This is a genomic window from Bradyrhizobium genomosp. III (genome assembly GCF_000261705.1).
Lineage (GTDB): Bacteria > Pseudomonadota > Alphaproteobacteria > Rhizobiales > Xanthobacteraceae > Bradyrhizobium > Bradyrhizobium ottawaense.
In genome coordinates this window covers 33,397-51,155 of the sequence record NZ_AJQF01000373.1, presented here as the reverse complement: position 1 = coordinate 51,155, position 17,759 = coordinate 33,397, and the positions used below count along the sequence as shown (strand labels likewise).

16 protein-coding genes are annotated in these 17,759 nt (G+C 64.5%); 8 read left to right on the top strand and 8 right to left on the bottom strand.

Going from position 1 to position 17,759, the window contains the following annotated elements:
• Positions 1-43: 43 nt before the first annotated feature.
• Together IC66_RS0130235 and IC66_RS0130230 are read right to left on the bottom strand one after the other, a co-directional pair.
• A complete protein-coding gene (locus IC66_RS0130235; RefSeq protein WP_038950174.1) occupies positions 44-1,555 on the bottom strand; it encodes a helicase HerA domain-containing protein in 1,512 nt (503 codons plus the stop codon).
• A gap of 103 nt (positions 1,556-1,658) precedes the next feature.
• Positions 1,659-2,477 (bottom strand): YkgJ family cysteine cluster protein, encoded by an 819-nt coding sequence (locus IC66_RS0130230; RefSeq protein ID WP_038950173.1) that lies wholly within the window; start codon positions 2,475-2,477, stop codon positions 1,659-1,661.
• A 261-nt stretch (positions 2,478-2,738) separates the two neighbouring features.
• Here IC66_RS0130230 and IC66_RS0130225 point away from each other — a divergent pair, with 261 nt between their 5' ends.
• Positions 2,739-3,323 carry a LysE family translocator gene (locus IC66_RS0130225; RefSeq protein WP_028144355.1) on the top strand — a complete coding sequence of 195 codons (585 nt, stop codon included), beginning with the start codon at positions 2,739-2,741 and terminating at the stop codon, positions 3,321-3,323.
• Between the two features lie 27 nt (positions 3,324-3,350).
• Here the strand turns inward: IC66_RS0130225 and IC66_RS0130220 are convergent, their stop codons facing one another.
• Positions 3,351-4,415, bottom strand: coding sequence for a ketopantoate reductase family protein (locus IC66_RS0130220; RefSeq protein WP_028144356.1), 1,065 nt, complete (start codon positions 4,413-4,415; stop codon positions 3,351-3,353).
• An 876-nt stretch (positions 4,416-5,291) separates the two neighbouring features.
• Here IC66_RS0130220 and IC66_RS0130215 point away from each other — a divergent pair.
• Complete coding sequence (locus tag IC66_RS0130215; RefSeq protein WP_038950172.1) at positions 5,292-6,374, top strand: hypothetical protein; 1,083 nt, start codon at positions 5,292-5,294, stop codon at positions 6,372-6,374.
• A gap of 71 nt (positions 6,375-6,445) precedes the next feature.
• Here IC66_RS0130215 and IC66_RS0130210 read toward each other — a convergent pair whose 3' ends face one another.
• On the bottom strand, positions 6,446-6,925 hold the full coding sequence (locus tag IC66_RS0130210; RefSeq protein WP_028144358.1) for a MarR family winged helix-turn-helix transcriptional regulator: 480 nt from the start codon (positions 6,923-6,925) through the stop codon (positions 6,446-6,448).
• A 511-nt stretch (positions 6,926-7,436) separates the two neighbouring features.
• On the opposite strand from IC66_RS0130210, the gene IC66_RS0130205 reads away from it, so the two are divergent.
• Positions 7,437-9,008: a porin gene (locus IC66_RS0130205; protein WP_038950170.1), complete on the top strand. Its 1,572-nt coding sequence runs from the start codon at positions 7,437-7,439 to the stop codon at positions 9,006-9,008.
• Positions 9,009-9,585: 577 nt separating this feature from the next.
• Here IC66_RS0130205 and IC66_RS0130200 read toward each other — a convergent pair.
• The 4 genes from IC66_RS0130200 to IC66_RS0130180 all read right to left on the bottom strand — a co-directional run bounded on the left by IC66_RS0130200 (position 9,586) and on the right by IC66_RS0130180 (position 13,964).
• Positions 9,586-10,221, bottom strand: a complete 636-nt coding sequence (locus tag IC66_RS0130200; RefSeq protein WP_028145755.1) for a MarR family winged helix-turn-helix transcriptional regulator — start codon at positions 10,219-10,221, stop codon at positions 9,586-9,588.
• Between the two features lie 857 nt (positions 10,222-11,078).
• Positions 11,079-12,404 carry a flagellar protein export ATPase FliI gene (gene fliI / locus IC66_RS0130190; RefSeq protein WP_028145754.1) on the bottom strand — a complete coding sequence of 442 codons (1,326 nt, stop codon included), beginning with the start codon at positions 12,402-12,404 and terminating at the stop codon, positions 11,079-11,081.
• Between the two features lie 42 nt (positions 12,405-12,446).
• Entirely contained in the window at positions 12,447-13,175 is a 729-nt protein-coding gene (gene flgF, locus IC66_RS0130185; protein WP_028145753.1) for a flagellar basal-body rod protein FlgF, read from the bottom strand.
• A gap of 3 nt (positions 13,176-13,178) precedes the next feature.
• Positions 13,179-13,964 (bottom strand): DUF1217 domain-containing protein, encoded by a 786-nt coding sequence (locus tag IC66_RS0130180; protein WP_038950169.1) that lies wholly within the window; start codon positions 13,962-13,964, stop codon positions 13,179-13,181.
• Positions 13,965-14,107: 143 nt separating this feature from the next.
• Between IC66_RS0130180 and motA the strand changes: the two genes are divergently transcribed.
• The 5 genes from motA to IC66_RS0130155 all read left to right on the top strand — a co-directional run bounded on the left by motA (position 14,108) and on the right by IC66_RS0130155 (position 17,746).
• Complete coding sequence (motA, locus tag IC66_RS0130175) at positions 14,108-15,004, top strand: flagellar motor stator protein MotA (protein WP_028145751.1); 897 nt, start codon at positions 14,108-14,110, stop codon at positions 15,002-15,004.
• Positions 15,001-15,942 carry a flagellar motor switch protein FliM gene (locus IC66_RS0130170; RefSeq protein WP_038950167.1) on the top strand — a complete coding sequence of 314 codons (942 nt, stop codon included), beginning with the start codon at positions 15,001-15,003 and terminating at the stop codon, positions 15,940-15,942. The genes motA and IC66_RS0130170 overlap by 4 nt, the downstream gene beginning before the upstream one ends.
• Positions 15,923-16,237, top strand: coding sequence for a hypothetical protein (locus tag IC66_RS0130165; protein ID WP_028145749.1), 315 nt, complete (start codon positions 15,923-15,925; stop codon positions 16,235-16,237). The genes IC66_RS0130170 and IC66_RS0130165 overlap by 20 nt, the downstream gene beginning before the upstream one ends.
• A 76-nt stretch (positions 16,238-16,313) precedes the next feature.
• Positions 16,314-16,703 carry a flagellar motor switch protein FliN gene (gene fliN / locus IC66_RS0130160; RefSeq protein WP_018318435.1) on the top strand — a complete coding sequence of 130 codons (390 nt, stop codon included), beginning with the start codon at positions 16,314-16,316 and terminating at the stop codon, positions 16,701-16,703.
• Positions 16,704-16,705: 2 nt separating this feature from the next.
• Positions 16,706-17,746, top strand: a complete 1,041-nt coding sequence (locus IC66_RS0130155) for a flagellar motor switch protein FliG (protein WP_028145748.1) — start codon at positions 16,706-16,708, stop codon at positions 17,744-17,746.
• Positions 17,747-17,759 lie beyond the last annotated feature (13 nt).

Here is a 17,759-nt window from a genome sequence, read left to right as displayed (position 1 = left end):
GGATGCCCGGGACAAGCCCGGGCATGACGACCTCCATCCCGCTTCAAGCCGAAGCCGCGCTCGCGACCGGCTCCGCCGGCAGATCATCGCCATTGGGATCGCCGGGCGCCGTGGCCCAGGCCAGCTCCACCAGCGTCACGATCCTGCGTCCACCGCCGTCGAGCTGGACGACAATCAGGCCCTGCTCCTCCATGTAGCCGAGCAGCCGCTGCGCCCGGCGCAGCGAATGCGAGCCATAGGCCCGCGCGATCGCGGCGTCGCCGGGGCATGGCCAGCCTTCCTTCGCCGCGCGCGCGATCATCATGAACACGCCCTGCATGTCGTCCGGCAAAATGGATGCGCGCAGCGATACGTCCTGCCAGGCGTCGTCTTCGGCATGCTCGGCGCCGAGCCCCGCGCGTGCGCGCGTCAGCATGCGGCGGAATTCGGTAAGGTCAGGGACGGCCGAGCCCAGTCCCTCGATCCGGCAGCGGACCACGAACTCCTGATAGAGCACGCCGACGGCGCGGAAGCCGGCGTCGGGCGCGGCGAGCACGGCACGCAGCGTGCGATCGACGCGTTCACGCCGCTCGGCGAGCTCCTCGGCGCTGACCGGCACCTCGTCCACTTCTGGCTGGATCACCGGCGCGGCGGCCTTCGCGGCGCGGAGCTGCTCGAGCAGATCCGGCGCCGGCCGTCGTTGCGGCCGGCTGGCATCGGGCGGCGGCGCGGCCAGGATCATGGCGCGCATATCTTCCGTGGCCGCCTCCGGTAGCGGCATCAGCCGCGGCGTGGAATTGCGCGGCTGGGTGTCGGTCGGCCCGATATGCAAACGCAGGGGCCGGCGCGACAGCGCAGGTCCCAGCGCCATGAACTGTCCACGCTCGAGATCGCGGAAGGATTCCGCCTGCCGCCGCTCCATGCCGAGCAGATCGGCGGCGCGCGCCATGTCGATGTCGAGGAAGGTGCGGCCCATCAGGAAATTCGAGGCTTCCGCCGCGACGTTCTTGGCCAGCTTCGCCAGGCGCTGGGTCGCGATGATGCCGGCCAGCCCACGCTTGCGGCCGCGGCACATCAGATTGGTCATGGCGCCGAGCGAGAGTTTACGCGCCTCGTCCGAGACCTCGCCGGCCACGGCCGGCGCGAACAGCTGCGCCTCGTCGACGACCACCAACATTGGATACCAATGGTCGCGGTCGACGTCGAACATCCCGCCCAGAAACGCCGCGGCGCGGCGCATCTGGTTCTCGGCGTCCAGACCTTCGAGATTGAGCACGGTGGAGACGCGGTGCAGCCGCGCGCGCTCGCCGGCGACCTGAAGGCCGCGCTCGGTGTGATCCTCGGCCTCGATCACGAGATGGCCGAAACGCTCGGCCAGCGTGACGAAATCGCCTTCGGGATCGATGATGGCCTGCTGTACCCAGGGCGCGCTCTGTTCCAAGAGCCGCCGCAGCAGATGCGATTTGCCGGAGCCCGAATTGCCCTGCAACAGGAGGCGGGTCGCCAAGAGTTCCTCGAGGTCCATGGCGGCCGCGGCGCCTGCCGTGGTCTGCCCCATCTCGATTGCAACCGTCATGCCCGACTCAAGTCCCCGTCATTCGCGGACAGGGGCTTATCAATACCGTCGCGGCGCGTCGAGCGGCACGGCGCTGATCAGGCCGCGTTGCCCACGGCGGCGTTCAGGCGTGATTCGATAGCCGTAAAAGTGCGGGCCGATAGGGGGCTTGCGGATCGTCGTCCTCGTTTGCGGGGATCGCGCAGGAGCCGAATTCCTGCCTGATCCGCTCCATCTCGGCGATGCGCTCATGCAATCGCTGCAAATGCTCCGGCGATGTCGCCCGCCAGAATTGGAACGTGTCGGCCGTCAGCGGCACGAACGCCGTGCCAAACAGCGTCGGCTCGGGAACGACGGTGCGTCCGAGCAGCAGGAAACGGTCGGCGCCGGAGACGACGAGAGTGGCATAGCCGCGGTTTCCGATCCGCTTGATCCCATTCAGCGACCATTCGGCGAGCTTGCTGAAATAAGGCTCTTCGCGCCAGCGATCGGGGCAATGGTCGTCGACCGTGACGTTCACGGCATCCTGGCTGAAATGGACGATGATGCCCGACTTCGCCGGGAACCAGTCGTCGTCGAGATGCCCTTGCAGCCAGGCGCAGACGAAGGAGCGGCACATCTGCGGGCGGCGGTCGTAGATGGTGCAGCCGGTGCCCGTCTGCCAGTGCTTGCAGAGCTGGTTCACCGGCTTGTCGACGGCGGCCACCTCGAGAATGTCGCAGCAGGCGTTGCAGGATCCGCATTGCCGGGCGAACGGCGCCGTCTTCGGCTGGCCGGCTGCCTTGAAACCCTGGCCGTCGCGGACCAGCAGCTTCTGCTTCTCCAGAGTGTTCAAGGCGCGCTCGACCTTGAGACGGGACAATCCAGTCGCGTCGATGACACTCTTCATGGTTGTCGCGCCGGCCTCCACCGCGCGAGCGACCTGCAACGTCGACTGATCCATCTTCGATGACTTGTTCTTTCGCCCGTCAATCCGGCTATCGCGGGCAGGCTTGGAACCCGCTGCCCGCAGCCGGCATCTGGAGTCTCTGCCGAGGCATCCCGGCGGCCTCTGTTACGTAAGGACAGACCTCGCATGGATGCAAATTTTTCGCAAATCTGCGATCACGGGGATGGGCAGATTCGGACCGATTCCGGGCTTTGAGGACCGGATTCGATGATGAAGATCAAACCGGCCTGGCCCGGGGCCTGCTAGCTCAGGCGCATGAGCTTCCTGACCTTCTTCACGGCGACCTATTTCCTGCTGGCCGTGCCCGGGCCGACCAACACCTTGCTCGCGACGTCGGGCGCGGGGATCGGCATCGTGCGCTCGCTTCATCTGCTTGTGGCGGAGCTCGCCGGCTATCTGCTGGCGATCGCGCTGCTGCGGCTGGCGCTCGGGCCCATCGTCATGGATATCCCGCTCGCGGCCGTCCTGCTCCGCGTCGCGGTGACCATCTACATCCTGTGCCTTGCCGTCATGCTCTGGCGAGTCAACACGCGCGAGCTGCGCGACGGTGCACCGGTGACGTTCGGCCAGGTGCTGCTCACAACCCTGTTGAACCCGAAAGCGCTCGTCTTCGCCTTCCTGCTCCTGCCACTTGGAGCTGGGCCGCTTGAACTGTTGCCCTGGTTGGGCGCGATTGCGCTTCAGATTGTCACCGCTGGCGCCGCGTGGATCACTCTGGGCGCAACGCTCGGCCGCGGCGCGCGCCGTCTCGGGCATCCCGACCTCATCACGCGCACCGGCGCGGTCACGCTTGTCGCGGTGACCGGCCTGATCTGGCTTCAATCATTCCTGAGCGCGTGAGCGCCGACGTCACCGCAAGCAGCGCGCTTATTGCGCGCCGGATCCGCCTTGCACGATCTTCTCGTTCAATTTCAGATCGACGGTCTCGACGGTGCGGTCGATCTCGGCATTGGGCACGCCCAGCTGATGCGATATCAGCTTCACCAAGAGGTCGACGCGCTCGATGAAGGGGGCGCCGCTCGCGACCGCGCGCGCCGCCGATGACGGCTTGAGCAGGCTCTCGGCGGCCTTGGCGTATTTTGCGAACGGCACCTGGTCCTGCGGATCGGCGCCGAGCTTGCGGGCGATGGCATCGACGTGGTCGTAGATCGTCTGCGAGCGCTTGAGGTCGCCGTGCACGGCGTCGCGGATCGACTGCGGATCGTGCGGCGTGATGCAGCGGTAATTGCCGGTGAGCAGCATCGACCATTTCGCCAGCGGCACGAACAGAGAGTCGAACACTTTCAGCTTCACCGGCACATCGTGGCCGTCGAGCGTCACCGCGTCGATGTCGGCCTCGAGCTCGCGCAGCACCTTGTTGTGCTTGTCGTCGGCGAACACCGACGCCTTGAAGTTGGTGGGCAGGCCGACGTGAAGCACGTTCGCGGCCTCTTCCGGCGGACGGAAGGCCTGCGGGTCGGGCGAGCACAGCGTCACCAGCCCCGGCTCGAACCGCTCCCACACCTGTGCATTGGTATAAGCCTCTTCCAGATCCATGTCGGCGAGCGCCGGGATCCGCTTCAGATAGGGCAGCGGCGGCATGTTCATGATCGACAGGCACGGCAGCTTCGCCGCCGCGATCTTGACCATGAGAACGCGCACGGTGTGGTTGGTGTATTGCGGCTCCTGCATCGCAAGGCCGACCATGTCGTAGCGGGAGAGGTCGACATTGGCGGGGGTCACGGCGTCGAGCTTGCCGGGCAGGTTGCGCGAGAAGATCGCCCGGTGCACCGCCTCGTCACGCAGCTTGATGCGCACCTCGGTACCTTCGCGATTGATCAGCTCCGCGGTCTTGGCGCGGCAGACCAGGGTCACATTGTGCCCCGCCATCAGCAGCTTCGTGCCCAGCAGCGAGCCGTAAGAAGCCCCGAGAATCAATATGTTGCGCGCCATATTCCGTCCCTTTGACAATGTGTGTGATTTTTGAGCCCCGGCCGTCATCCGCGGGCGAGTTGGCGGCATGTAAAGCGAACTGCGCGGAGATGGCAATTGGGATAATGCATACAAGGCGCGCCAGGATCCCGGCGGCAGGGGTGTCGCGAAGAGCATTATCCGTAAATCTTTTCGCCCGCCGGCAAGGACCAGGCTTGCGCGGCGCTCATCCGCGACGAGCCCCAATTTGACGCCGACGGGTCCTCGCTGTCCCGCCACCTGCGGGTGTCAATCGGCTCACTCAACGCCATACGACTTTACCGAATCCAAGTAGGCCGGAGGATGTCTCGCTGGTCCGGCTCAGCGTGAGGTGCGATCGTACGTCGTCACATGTCGCGTGCCGATGATCGCCACGTTGGTTGGTCCCGCTGTTTTCTTCTTGTCACATTTGCCTTTCGGCATTGATGAAAGCGGCAATCCGCCGCATCCCTCACCATATCGTGCTTTCACAATGCCGGCCTACGCAGGCATGAATTTTACGTCGGCGAAGTGACGTCATTTCGGTTCGCCGATCGCAACAAGAAACGACAAGGCCCGCATCGCAAGTCTGTCGCAAGACTGGCGGAGTGCGCGGCAAGCAACTGTGTTCAGCGATGGAGCTGGGACGTGACGATTGAGTTGGGGCGGCCTCGACCTTGTGCCCAAGCGGGTTGGTTGGGAATGGTGGCGAAAGACGTCGACGCGGCGGGCGGCATCGACGGGTGCAAGCGCGATGGACGCGATCAGGGGCGGCAGCGATCGCATCGAGCAGATGTGCAGGGTGCTGCGCAGAACGCGAAGCCGGCAGGTCTGGGCGCAAGTCCGGGCAAGCGTTGACGGCGCCGCTCGGGGGCTGACATGGAAGGTGATCATTGGCCGCACGGCTCGTGCGACGGCGCCGGGCAAAGCCTGGCGCGCCTGCGGGATCGCGCGTCCCAATTTTTCCAGAGCCTGTCCGTCGCGGAGCTTGGGCGTGAGACGCACCGGCATCTGTGCATTTCGGACTGGTTGAAGGTCGCGGACGACTACCGGGCCTTGGCCGAATCAGCGCACCAAAACCGTTCCGCCTGGGTTTCGCGGGAAGCGTGGCTGTGTTCGCTGACGGCCCTCGAAGTCGTCAGACGCTTGTCTTGTCCGGGAGATGTCGAAAGTGCCGGCCTCGCAGACGAGGTCGGCATCAGCCTGAGAGGTTTCGAGGCGGAGGCCGGTCTGGCGATCGAGCGCGTCAAGATCGATTGCTTCGACCAAGGGGCGCTGGCCGGCTTCTTTCTGCCGGCGCTCCATCGTGGAGCTTCCGCGCCGACGGTCATCTGTCTCAGTGACGAGGACATCACCCTGGGCTCGATGATGAGCAGGCTGTTGCCGGCCTCACTCTGCGGGACCATGTCGCTCCTGTTCGTTGATGCCGGCAATTCGACGGTGCATCGCTCCTTCAAGCCGGAGCACAGGCTTCAGTGCTGGTTGGACTATCTGGAGGCTCGCCCCGATGTCGATGCGCGGCGGATCGCAATTTATGGCGAAGGGGAGGGCGCTTCTCATGCGTCCCGCCTTGCCCTCTCGGATCGCAGAATAGCGGCCGCCGTGTGCGACGGCGGCCTTTTGACGCCGGTGATGCGCAGAGCATCGCTTCGCTGGATGACCGGCTTCGGGCAGGCCGTCCCTGACGGAGCCTCGACGGGTTCGCTGCCGCCGTCGCGTCGACTTCCGTGCCCGCTGCTCATGGTCGTCGGGAGCCGCTCCATGATATGGGAGCAGGACGCCCTGGATCTGCAAGCCGGCTATCGGCAGACCGGAGCAGATTGCTCGGTCGTCGTGCCCAACAATGTCCGGCACCCGCTCGGCGAGGTCGAGAATTTCATCGCTGTCGACGACTTCGTCTTCGAATGGCTCGGCAGCAAGCTCGGAACGGCCCGTCAGCTTGACCCCGTGACCTATCTCTAGCGCTTGGGGGTATCGTATTCGAGAGCGGTGTTTGCGGACATGCTTCGGTCGCCTCGAAGCCGAGGCGCGCGTCACGACACGTCGATAGCCAGCAATCGTGCCGCCAGCCGGGCGTTCCTGCCGATCGTTGCGAGCGCGGCATTCAGTTCAGCCAGGGTCTTCTCGTCGAGCTCGTTGAAGATGGTCGAATTCAAGGCGAGCTTTCTCTTGGACAGTTTTTCGATTTCCGTCGTGGCCTTCTCCGTCAGCGACATCAGAACGAAGCGGGCATCGTCCGGTGCCGGCCGCCGCGACAGGAAGCCGCTCTTTTCGAGGCTCTTGGTCTGGTTCGTCACGAAGGCCGGGTGGACCCGCAACTTGTTCGCGATGTCGATGCCGGCGACGCCGCGCCCGTCGTCCAGTTCGGTGATCGCCATCAAGATCAGCCACTGCGGCTCGGTAATGCCCAGCAGTCCGGCCCAGCAGGTATGGATGTCCTCCAGCTGGGAGTGAATTTCGACGACGTTCCAGATGAAGTCCGTAATCGCCCTGTCGAGTTTTTTCTCGATCATGTGGCTGCCCCCCGTTTCCCTCAATTCACTCTTTTAATGGGATATTGGGGAATCGTCTCGCATATCGCGCATAGACAATGGTGGCGGACACCGCGCGGTGGAAACGGTTGGACGGTTTAGTACTTGCAAAAAGCAATTAATTAAATTACGTCTCCTCACACTCAATCTTTGCTGCTCTTGACCCTGTCGATGGACAGCGATGTGAGACCTCCAAGAAAGCCCTCGGGATGCCCCCTGAGGGCTTTTTCGTTTTGGATTAAAGAGTTAGTTGCCGTGCCGACCGCCTCTGTTGCCATCGGGCAACATCTCTGACGGAAGTTACGATTCACTAAATCAATAAATTGAGGCCGTTGTTTTTATAAACTATACGTGAAGCTACGACGGAGGGGGGGCACCTCACTGTCGTTTCAGTCCGGACCTTCAGTGCGGACCTGAATTGAACGGAAATTAAGTGGGTCAAGCGGCGTCCTCCGAGGAGCCGAGCCCCCTGAACCGACCTGGAGGTTTACTAATGAAGTTGACGAAGACGCTCTTTCTCGGCTCGGCTGCCGGCCTGATGGCCGTCTCCGGGGCGTTCGCAGCCGATCTCCCCGTGAAGGCGAAGGCGGTCGAATACGTGAAGATCTGCTCGCTGTACGGCGCGGGCTTCTACTACATCCCGGGCACCGACACCTGCATCAAGCTGGGTGGTTATCTGCGCGCTGAAGTCGCGTTCAATACCAACAGCAACTACGGCATCTCGAACGGCTCTCCGGCCGGCGCGCACAACCGCCTCAGCAACTACTACCAGATGCGCGCTCGTCAGGATCTCAACATCGACACGCGCACCGCGACCGAATACGGCGTCGTCCGTACCTTCTTCGACGGCGTGTTCACCTGGACCACCGGTGGCTATCAGGGCTCCGGCTCCGCGACGGGCGGCACGGTCTATACCGGCAACCTCGGCCTCAACACCTCCGGCGCCACGCCGGCGCTCGTTGGTTCGTCGATCAACGGCACCGACGGCAACACCTCGGGCGGTTCGCGCGGCGTGTACTACGCCTTCATCCAGTTCGCCGGCTTCACCATGGGTAAGGCCGTGTGGCAGTTCGACGCGCCCTGGACCAACTATCCCGGCAACAACATCGACAGCCTCGTCGGCGGTTCCGGCACGGTCACTGGTGTCAACCAGTTCACCTACACCGCTGACTTCGGTCAGGGCGTGACGGCTTCGTTCTCGGCGGAAGACGCGACGGCTTACTACCAGGCCGGCAACGTCAACCTGACCGGTGCGACCGCAGGCAGCATGGTCGGCGGCACCTACGGCACCAACGCCATCGGCGGTTCGCGTTCGCCGAACCTCGTCGGTATGGTTCGTGTCGACCAGGCCTGGGGCATGTTCCAGGCGTCGGTCGCTGCGCATGACAACCACGTCGCCTACTACGGCGCGAATGAGGCCACCGGTCACCCCGACGACAAGTGGGGTTGGGCTGTTCAGCTCGCTCTGTCGATCAACAACATCCCGACCGGCGCGGGTGACGTGATCAACATTTCGGGCGTCTACACCGACGGTGCGACCCGCTACAACTTCCAGAACCTGGCGGGCAGCAGCTACTCGATGTTCGGCAGCTCGGGCGTTGCCTATCAGAGCGTCGGCTTCGCCTATGCTCCGGACACCGTGTTCGTCACGGGCGGCCAGCAGGAAACCGTCAAGACCTGGGGCTTCCGCGGTGCTTACACCCACAACTGGGATCCCTACTGGAACACCGCGCTCTACGGCGCCTACGCTCAGGCGCAGTACGGCTCGGTCGCCAAGACCGCTCTCTGCGGCGCTGGCGGTGCAGGCGGCGTGTTCGGCGGTCTCGCCGGTGTGACGGGTTGTAATCCTGACTTCGCCGTCGGCCAGGTCGGTATCATCACCCGCTGGACCCCGGTCAAGAATCTGACGTTCTCGGGCGACCTGAACTGGACCCGTCTCGACCAGAAGTACTCGGGCACGGTCGGTTACGCCGGTGCCGGCACGACGGCCAAGCCGGCCGCCCTGTACGAGCTGAAGGATCAGGACAGCATCACCCTGCTGCTCCGCGCCCAGCGCAACTGGTAAGATCTCTCGAACCACGTGATGAACACCCGGCGGGAAACCGCCGGGTGTTTTTTTGTGCGCCCATCCCGCGTGATGCCTGACGCCCCCGTTGCCCGGATCGAGCCGACGGGTCGCGCGAAGGCGCGGCCGATGGCGTAGTCCAGAGCATCTCTTACCGTACGGTCCCGGATTGCGCTGCACTCCATGCGGGCTACGGGACCTTGCTGTGTCGCGGCTCCCGTCAATCCGGCCGCTCGAAAAATATATCGTTTATCAGAAATTCGGTTTCGGCGCATGGGCGCCCTCGCGATGACGGTGGAGGGAGTGCTGGCCGCACTCCGCTCTCGTGCCCCGGACGCAACGCAGCGTCCCCTGGGCGATGCGAAGCATCGTCCAGCAGGACGGTGCGCTGCAGAGCCGGGGCCCATCTCTCCGTGCCATCCCGGGGCGTCCCTGGGTCCCGGCTCTGCGCAGCAACGCTTCGCGTTGCAGCTTGTCCGGGACATCAGAGGACGGAGTGCGTCGTTCGAAGGCAGGCGCGGCTACGAAGCCATCTGCAGGCTGTGCCGCAACCACTCGCGCGGAAATTGCGTGCGCCTCAGCCCTGGCTTGCCATCCGCGCGCGGTCGAGATGCTCCTCGATCTTGGGGCGGTCGCGGGTGCGCTCGAAACTGGTGCACAGCAGTTCGGTCTCATCGAGCGAGACCGGAGCGCGATACAGCCGGCACATGAATTCGGCGCTCGCGCGACTTTTGGAGGTGCCCGGGCCGCGTTCGGCGAGAAACATGCAGTCGCGGCAGACGCTGGCATCGAGCCGTTGATGGGCCGCGTCGAGGTGATTGAGAACTTCGCGGAGCGAGTCGCGCAGCCTGACGCATTCGTCGTTGCCAAGCGAGGTGACCGCATTCACCACGTGATTGATCGGGTCGTGCTGGTTCAGGCATTTCTCGCCCTGGGCGGTGACGTGCAGGACGACAGAACGCTTGTCCTCTTGCGACGGCTTGCGCACCAGAAAGGATTTGCTCTCCAGCGTCTTCACGATCTGCGATGCTGTTGCTCTGGTGGCGCCGATGAAGCCGGCCAGCGCGGATGGCGTGCGCGAAAACCTGTTGGCGCGGCCGAGAAAGCGCAGCGCCATCCATTCGCGATCGCGCAATCCATGCTGATTGCCCTCGAAATACCAAGCCCTCGCCGCCTGAACCAGCAGCTCGACGGCTTCCCGTGCCAACGGCATGAATCTACCTCGTCCCCGGAACTTCGTCTGCGGCGCCCCGAAGCCGCTTTGCACCCTGGCCCGCGAAACCTTCGAAAGACATCGAACGGTTGCAGCTGTCCGGCGAACACGTCGTGTCGAGCTCTCGTTCGAAGGAACGAATCGCAGTGCGCCCGATCTGGACTGATGCGCGTCGCGTGCTTCGGAGTGACGGACTGCGTCGTTGGCATGCCAACAGCGTCGTCGCACGGGAGCCCGAGTTGCCGTCGCCAGCCGACGATGGATCGGAATAGTTCAACCGAAGCCCCTGAGTTCAAGTCACACGCAGACGTTTCTTATATTCCGTCGAAACGATGAATGAGCTTCTCAACAAAATCAAGTAGAGACGCTCGCGCAGCCCAGATGTCGTTGCAGGCGAATGTAACGTTCAAGACAATCTCGCTCATCGGGACACATGATGGTGAACGCAATACGCTGCCCGGCAAGCAACATGCACTCAATTCTGCGACGCCGTGATTGCACGGCATCCTGCTGACCGTGATCGACGCAAATTGATCGAAGCTTGTGCATGACGACGATGAGTTCGGCACGTCATCCACAACTTGTGGGTGGAGCCGGAGAATCGTCAAGGGAACTCGGAGGAATTACACGCGCCGGTTGTTGATCGTTTATGCTCGCAGAATCGCCGGTGCGGTCCCTTCCGGCGCGGTCGTCCACTGCCCTCACCCGAGTGGTGACGGCGCTCAGGACGGAAAACCGGCGGCGGCCGTGCGGCGCATGCGCCGGCTACGTGGCGGCATGCGCAATCTCCTGTCGAAAACAACGGGGAGGAGCAGGATAGCGGCGCATGTTGCCGGCGGTCGCGGCCTCTCGCGCTGCTATTCGCCCTTGAGCATGTCCCGCAGCTCGCGGAACGGATCGGCACTCGGCGGAGCCGAAGCATCCTGCCGCATCGCGCCGTAGATTCTCGGAACCATGTCGACCGCCTGGTCGAGGCCCGAATCACGTCCCGACTGATAGCCGCCCATCAGGCGAAGGTCGCGCGTGTCCTCGTATTTGGCGATCAAGGAGCGCAGCTTGCTGACCAATTCGCGCTCTTCGGGATCCCAGACGTTGTGGGCGAGGCGGGAGACCGAAGCCAGCACATCGACGGCCGGATAGCGCGCCTGGTCGGCGATGTGCCTGGAGAGCACGATGTGCCCATCGAGCGTGCTGCGGATGGTATCGGCGATCGGCTCGTTGTGGTCGTCGCCGTCGACCAGCACCGAGAAGATCCCGGTGATGGTGCCGGAACCTTCCTCGCCGGGTCCGGCGCGCTCCAGGAGGCGCGGCAGATCGGTGAAGACCGTCGGCGCGTAGCCGCGGGCGACCGCAGGCTCGCCGGCGGCGAGCGCGACCTCGCGGGCGGCGTGGGCGAAACGCGTGATCGAGTCGACCATGAGCAGCACCGATTCGCCCCGGTCGCGGAAATATTCCGCGACCGCCATGGCCGTCTTCGGCGCCAGCCGCCGCATCATCGGGCTTTCGTCGCCGGTCGACACGATGGTGACGGCGCGCTGGCGATCGTTGCCCAGCACATCCTCGATGAACTCGCGCACCTCGCGGCCGCGCTCGCCGACCAGGGCCAGCACGACGGTGTCGAAACCCTGGCTGCGGGCGAGCATCGCGAGCAGCGTCGATTTGCCGACACCGGAGCCGGCAAAGATGCCGACGCGCTGGCCGGCGCAGATCGGCGCGAACAGATCGATGACGCGTACGCCGGTGCGCAGCGGCTTGTGCACGCGCGCGCGCTTCATGGCCGAGGGCGCCTCAGCCTCCGCCGAGACCGCCTGTGGGCCCGGTGTGAGGGGCCCCAATCCGTCCAGCGGCGCGCCGAGAGCGTTGATGACGCGACCCTTCCAGCTCGGATCGGGCGCGAACGACAAGGGCGGCATCCGGTAGGCGACCGAGCCGAGGCCGCCGGCGAACTGCCGGTCGAACGGCTTGGCGATGATGCCCTCGCTGTCGATTCGCACCACCTCGCCAATCTGCGGCTTGCCGCCCGAATTGACGCCGATGAGCTCGCCGAGCCTGACGAAGCGCGACAGGCCGGAGACACGGAAATGCGTCGGCGCGATCTCGGAGATCGCGCCGCTGACGCTTGCCAGGGGAGTGCTCTGCTGAAGCTCCAGCAGCGCCCACTCGAGTTGCCGAAGAGCGTTCAAGGAAACCGTCCAACCTCAATCTCAATGCGCACGGGGCGCGGTCTACTTGCCGGGTTCGCCCAGCGTCCGGATGGCGTTCTGCAGCGAGCTCTCGGTGCCCTCGATCATCGAATTGGTGCCGTCGAAGGCACGCGAGGCTGCGATCAGCTTGGTCAATTCCATCATCGGGTTGGCGCCGGAGCCCTCGACATAGCCTTGCTTGAAGCCGTCGCGGGAGAAATCGGCGATGGCGCTCGCGGGCCGGTCCGGCGTCACGCCGGAATTGCCGTAGCGCTCGAGATTGGCGTCAGCGGGGATGTTGAACAGGCCGATGGTGCCGATCTCGTTGTTGTCCTGGGTGATCGCACCGCCGCGCGAGATCGAGATCGGTCCGCCGTTCGGGTCCAGCGTGATCTGCGCGCCGCCGGAATCGACGACGGGAAAGCCGCTCACGGTCTGAAGATCGCCGTTGGCGGCGATCTGGAGCCGGCCGTCGCGGGTATAGACCGTGCCGTTGGGACCTGCGAAGGCGATCCAGCCCTGGCCGACCACGGCGACGTCGAGAGGGTTGCCGCTCTCGGTGATGTTGCCTTGCTCGCGCGAGATGATGTTGTCGCCTGGCGAGGAGAAGGCGACCGGGTTCGCGCCCGCCTTGGACAGCACGGTCTCGAACTTCACCACGTCGGTGCGGAATGCCGCCGTGTTGACGTTGGCGACGTTGTTGGCGATCGTCTGGAGGCGCTTTTCGAGAGCGACCTGGGCCGACAATCCCACATAGAGGGCCGATTGCATGATCTACTTTCCGAACCGGAGGGACTGAAGTTTCGAGAGCATGTCGATATCCATGCTGGCCGAGCTGGCGCCGCCGATCAGGACCAGCGCGGGATTGGTCGAATTGTCGCTCTGGGCCTGGGTCGCATCCCACATCGCCGCAAAGCGCTGCACGAATTTGGTGACCTTGGCCGGGTCCTGGAAATCGGTGAGCTTGACCCTGTTTGTGATCATCTTGGCCTGGGCGTCGATGTCGGCCGCGCTGATCGTCGAGGGCAGGCCCAGCGCGGTCTGAACCACCTGCGTCAGCGCCTTGTCCGCCAGCACCTGGTAGGCGGTCGTGATCGTGGACGCCTTGCGGGTGAAATAGAGCGCGAGCCGCAGGCCCTCGTTCTGGTCGCCGGCCTTCTGCTCCATCGTCTGCGTGACATAATGGGTCGCCGTCCCGGTCGTGGCCTGGGTGGTCTTCGTCGCGTTGCTGCTGAGGGCGGCGAAATTGAAGGCGGTGGCGAATTCCCGGTAGCGGGTGTCGGTCAGCTTGTTGGCGAAGGTGTTCTTGTTGCCGACACCCTCCGTCAGCACCTTGCGCATGAACGCCTTGGCGTAGGTCATGTCGCTGAGGCCAAAGGCCTTCATCGCGTAGGAGTAGAGGCGATAGTCCTTCAGGAAGTCGTCGATCGTCTTCACGTTGCCGATATGGCTCAGGTAATAGTCGGTCTCGCGGCTGACATCCGGCTGCGTCGCGACCTGCGTCAGCGACTTGCCCATGTCCTTGGTCAGTCTGGTGTAGTCCGCGATGGTGGATAGCATGACACGCGCCCCTCTGGCCGCTGTTGCGACGCCGCCCCAAGCTGCCGCCGATTGCTTGCGCGGGGCTGGCGAGGCGGGAAGCCAGCTTCGCGCAAGGCTCGCCGACTAGATATTCCCGGTGGGATTGGCGATGGAGCGGCGCGTTGGGCAGTTTCGTGGGGATTTTCATCACGGTAGCGGCGCTGCTCGGCGGATTTGCCGCCATGGGCGGGCATCTGGCCGTGCTCATGCAGCCGTGGGAGTTCGTGATCATCATGGGGACCGCGGTCGGCACCTTCATCGTCGCCAATCCGTGGAAGACGGTGGTGGATACCGGGGTTGCCTGCATGCAGGCCATCACCGGCGCGGTGCCCGGCCAGCGCTACTACCTTGATCTGCTCGGCGCGCTCCACGCCCTGATGCGCGAGCTCAGGGGCAAGGGCCGCAACGAGGTCGAGGCCCATATCGACGATCCCGCGTCCTCCGAGATCTTCAAGGCGTTTCCGAGCGTGCTCGGGGATCCCTCGCTGCTCCAGTTCATCTGCGACTACGTCCGCCTCATCATCATGGGCAACGCGCGCACGCACGAGATCGAGGCGCTGATGGACGAGGAGATCCACACCATCGTGAAGAGCAAGCTGGCGCCCTATCATGCGCTGGTGACGGTGTCCGAGGCGCTGCCGGCGCTGGGCATCGTCGCCGCCGTGCTCGGCGTCATCAAGGCCATGGGCGCGCTCGACCAGTCGCCGAAGCTGCTCGGCGGCTTCATCGGTGCGGCCCTGGTCGGCACCTTCGCCGGCATCTTCCTGTCCTACGGCGTCCTTTCGCCCTTCGCGATCAAGATCAAGATGACGCGCGAGAAGAAGTGCCGGCCCTACATCATCGTCAAGCAGACGCTGCTGGCGTTCATGAACGGCGCCATGCCGCAGATCGCCGTCGAGCACGGCCGCAAGATGATCGCGAGCACCGAGCGGCCGTCGATCGACGTCGTCGAGAACGAGACGATCGCAGGTCCCAAGGCCGTCGTCACCGAGCCCGAACCCAAGGCCGCCCGCGCATGATGATGGAAGACGTCGAGGTCGATCAGCGCAAGCAGCTGCCGAACTACCTGCTGGACGCGGCCGGCATATCGATCGAACGTATGCCGATGCTCAATGTGATCTTCGAACGCATGGCGGCATCGTGTACCGACAGCCTGCAGCCGATGGCGGGAACGCCCTGCTATTTCTCGGTCAACGGCATCACCAACGATCCTCTCGGCGACATCATCAAGGACTACGAGGGCAACGCGGTCGCGGCGGTGCTCTATGCCGAGCAGTGGGACTCGCGCGTCATCATCATGCTGGACCGCGACTTCGTGTTTACGATGGTCGAAGCGATGTTCGGATCCGACGGCGCGGAACCGCCGCTCGATGTCGAACGCACTTTCTCGAACATCGAGATCCGCCTGGTCCAGGCGCTGTTCGAGCGGTTCGCCAAGGCGCTGCAGAGCGCCTTCGCCGGCACGTCGAACGTCACCTTCCGCGTCGAGCGGGTCGAGACGGCGATGGCCTCGCTGGCGATCGGGCGCGCCAGCAACATGTCGATCTGCGCGAACATGATGGTGCAGGCGCTCTACCGCGGCGGCCAGATGTTCCTGATCATTCCGCACTCCGCGCTCAACCCGCTGCGGCAGAAGCTCGCTCACGTCGTCGTCAGCGACGGCCGCGCGACCGATCCGCGCTGGCGCGAGCAGATGGAGAGCGAGGTCCACCGGACCGAAGTGACGCTGAGTGCGGTGCTCGACGAGAAGATGATCTCGCTCGAGGACGTCGTGAAATTCAAGGTGGGGCAGGTGCTGGAGCTGGAGGCCACGCCGCGCACGCTGGCGCGCCTCGAGAGCAACAACCAGGTGCTGTTCTGGTGTCAGATCGGCCAGCTCGATGGCTATTACGCAATGCAGGTGGCCGATCCCGTCGATCAGAAACGGGAGTTCGTCGATGATATCCTATCTCGTTGATGCCGTGCTGCTGATCGCGCTCGCCTTCACCAGCATGCGGGTGACCCGGATGCACCGCGAGCTGGCGCGGCTGCGCAGCTACCAGGGCGAATTCTCCACCATCGTCCACGAGACCGCGGGCGCCTTCGACACTGTCATCACCGCGGCGCATGATTCCACCGCCAATCTCGGACGGCTCGCCAACGTGCTGACCACCAAGATCGATCAGGCCCACGAGGCGATCGCAGCGCTCGATGCGAGGAGCGGGCTCGCGCCGGCTGCGACTGCAGGCGGCACTGAGGTGAACAAGCACTGAAGCCGAAGCCGGCTGAACCAATACGAGCGGAACGCCAAGGCGCTCCGGGAGCGGAAATACCAAGAGGCGATACCAGATGGCGCAATCCTTCGACTATGACTCTGCCACGCGAGCACCTGCCGCCGACGAGGGGCATACCGACACGACTCCGCTGGAGCGGCTCGCGGAGATCGCCGCGCGCACGGCGGAGGAGAGCGGCAAGTTCGCCAATGTCGATGCGATCTTGCGCATTCCGGTCACCATGCAGGTGGTGCTGGGATCGGCGACCATTCCGGTGGCGAACCTGATGAAGCTCGGGCGTGGCGCGGTGGTTCCGCTCGACCACCGGGTCGGCGAGCCCGTCGACGTCGTCGTCAACGGCCGCATCGTCGCCCGCGGTGAGGTGGTCGTCGTCGAAGAGGACAATTCCCGCTTCGGTGTCTCGCTGACGGAGATCGTCGGTCCCTTGGGGCAGGGTGACAGCTGACCATGGCGGCACAGGTCGGCATCGCTCCCGTCAAGCAGCGAGGCGTTGCCACGCTGGGCGGTACGGAAAAGGTCGCGGCGCTGCTCCTGGCCATGGGCCGGCAGGCGGCCGCGAGCGTGCTCTCGCAGTTCGAGCCGCAGGAAATCCGCGTCGTCACCAAGGCCGCGGCCGAGCTGCGGCCGATCACGGCGCAGGAGCTCGAGGGGATCGTCGAGGAGTTCGCCCAGCAGTTCTCGATGGGCGCCAACATTCTCGGCACCATCGGTGGCCTGGAAGCCGTGCTTGGCGACGTGCTTCCGGCCGACCAGGTCTCGGCGATCATGACGGACCTGCTCGGCAATTCGAGCCGCTCGGTATGGGACCGCGTCTCGTCCGTGTCCGAAAACTCGCTTGCGAGCTACCTGTCCAAGGAGCATCCGCAGACCGCGGCGCTGATCCTGTCCAAGGTCAAGCCGGCCTGCGCCGCCAAGGTCATGAGCCAGCTGCCATCGAGCCTGCGCAACGAGCTGATGCGGCGCGTGCTCAGCCTCAAGCCGATCGCCGACGACGCCATGAGGGTGCTCGAGAAGACCCTGCATGAGGATCTGACGCTGAACTTCGCCCGCAACCTCGGCGCCGACACTTACGCGCGCGTCGCCGACATCATCAACAAGATGGAGCGCGGACATATCGAGGACATGCTGAAGAGCCTGTCGGAGAAGCGGCCGAAGTCGGCCGAAGTGCTGAAGGAGCTGCTGTTCACCTTCGACGACGTCATCAACCTGGCGCCGAAGGCGCGCACCATGATCTTCGACCAGGTGCCGACCGATCGTATCGTCGTCGCGCTGAAGGGCACCGACAAGCATTTCCGCGAACTGATCCTGTCCGCGGTCGCTTCGCGCGTCCGCCGCGTCGTCGAGCACGAGCTCGCCATCGGCGAGCCGTCGAACCAGCGCGACGTGCTGGAGGCGCGTCGCGTCATCACCGACCTGGCGCTCGACCTCGCGGAGAAGGGCGAAATCGAGCTCAACCCCGACCAGGAGGATGAGCTGGTCTTCCGCTGACCGCTGAACGGGC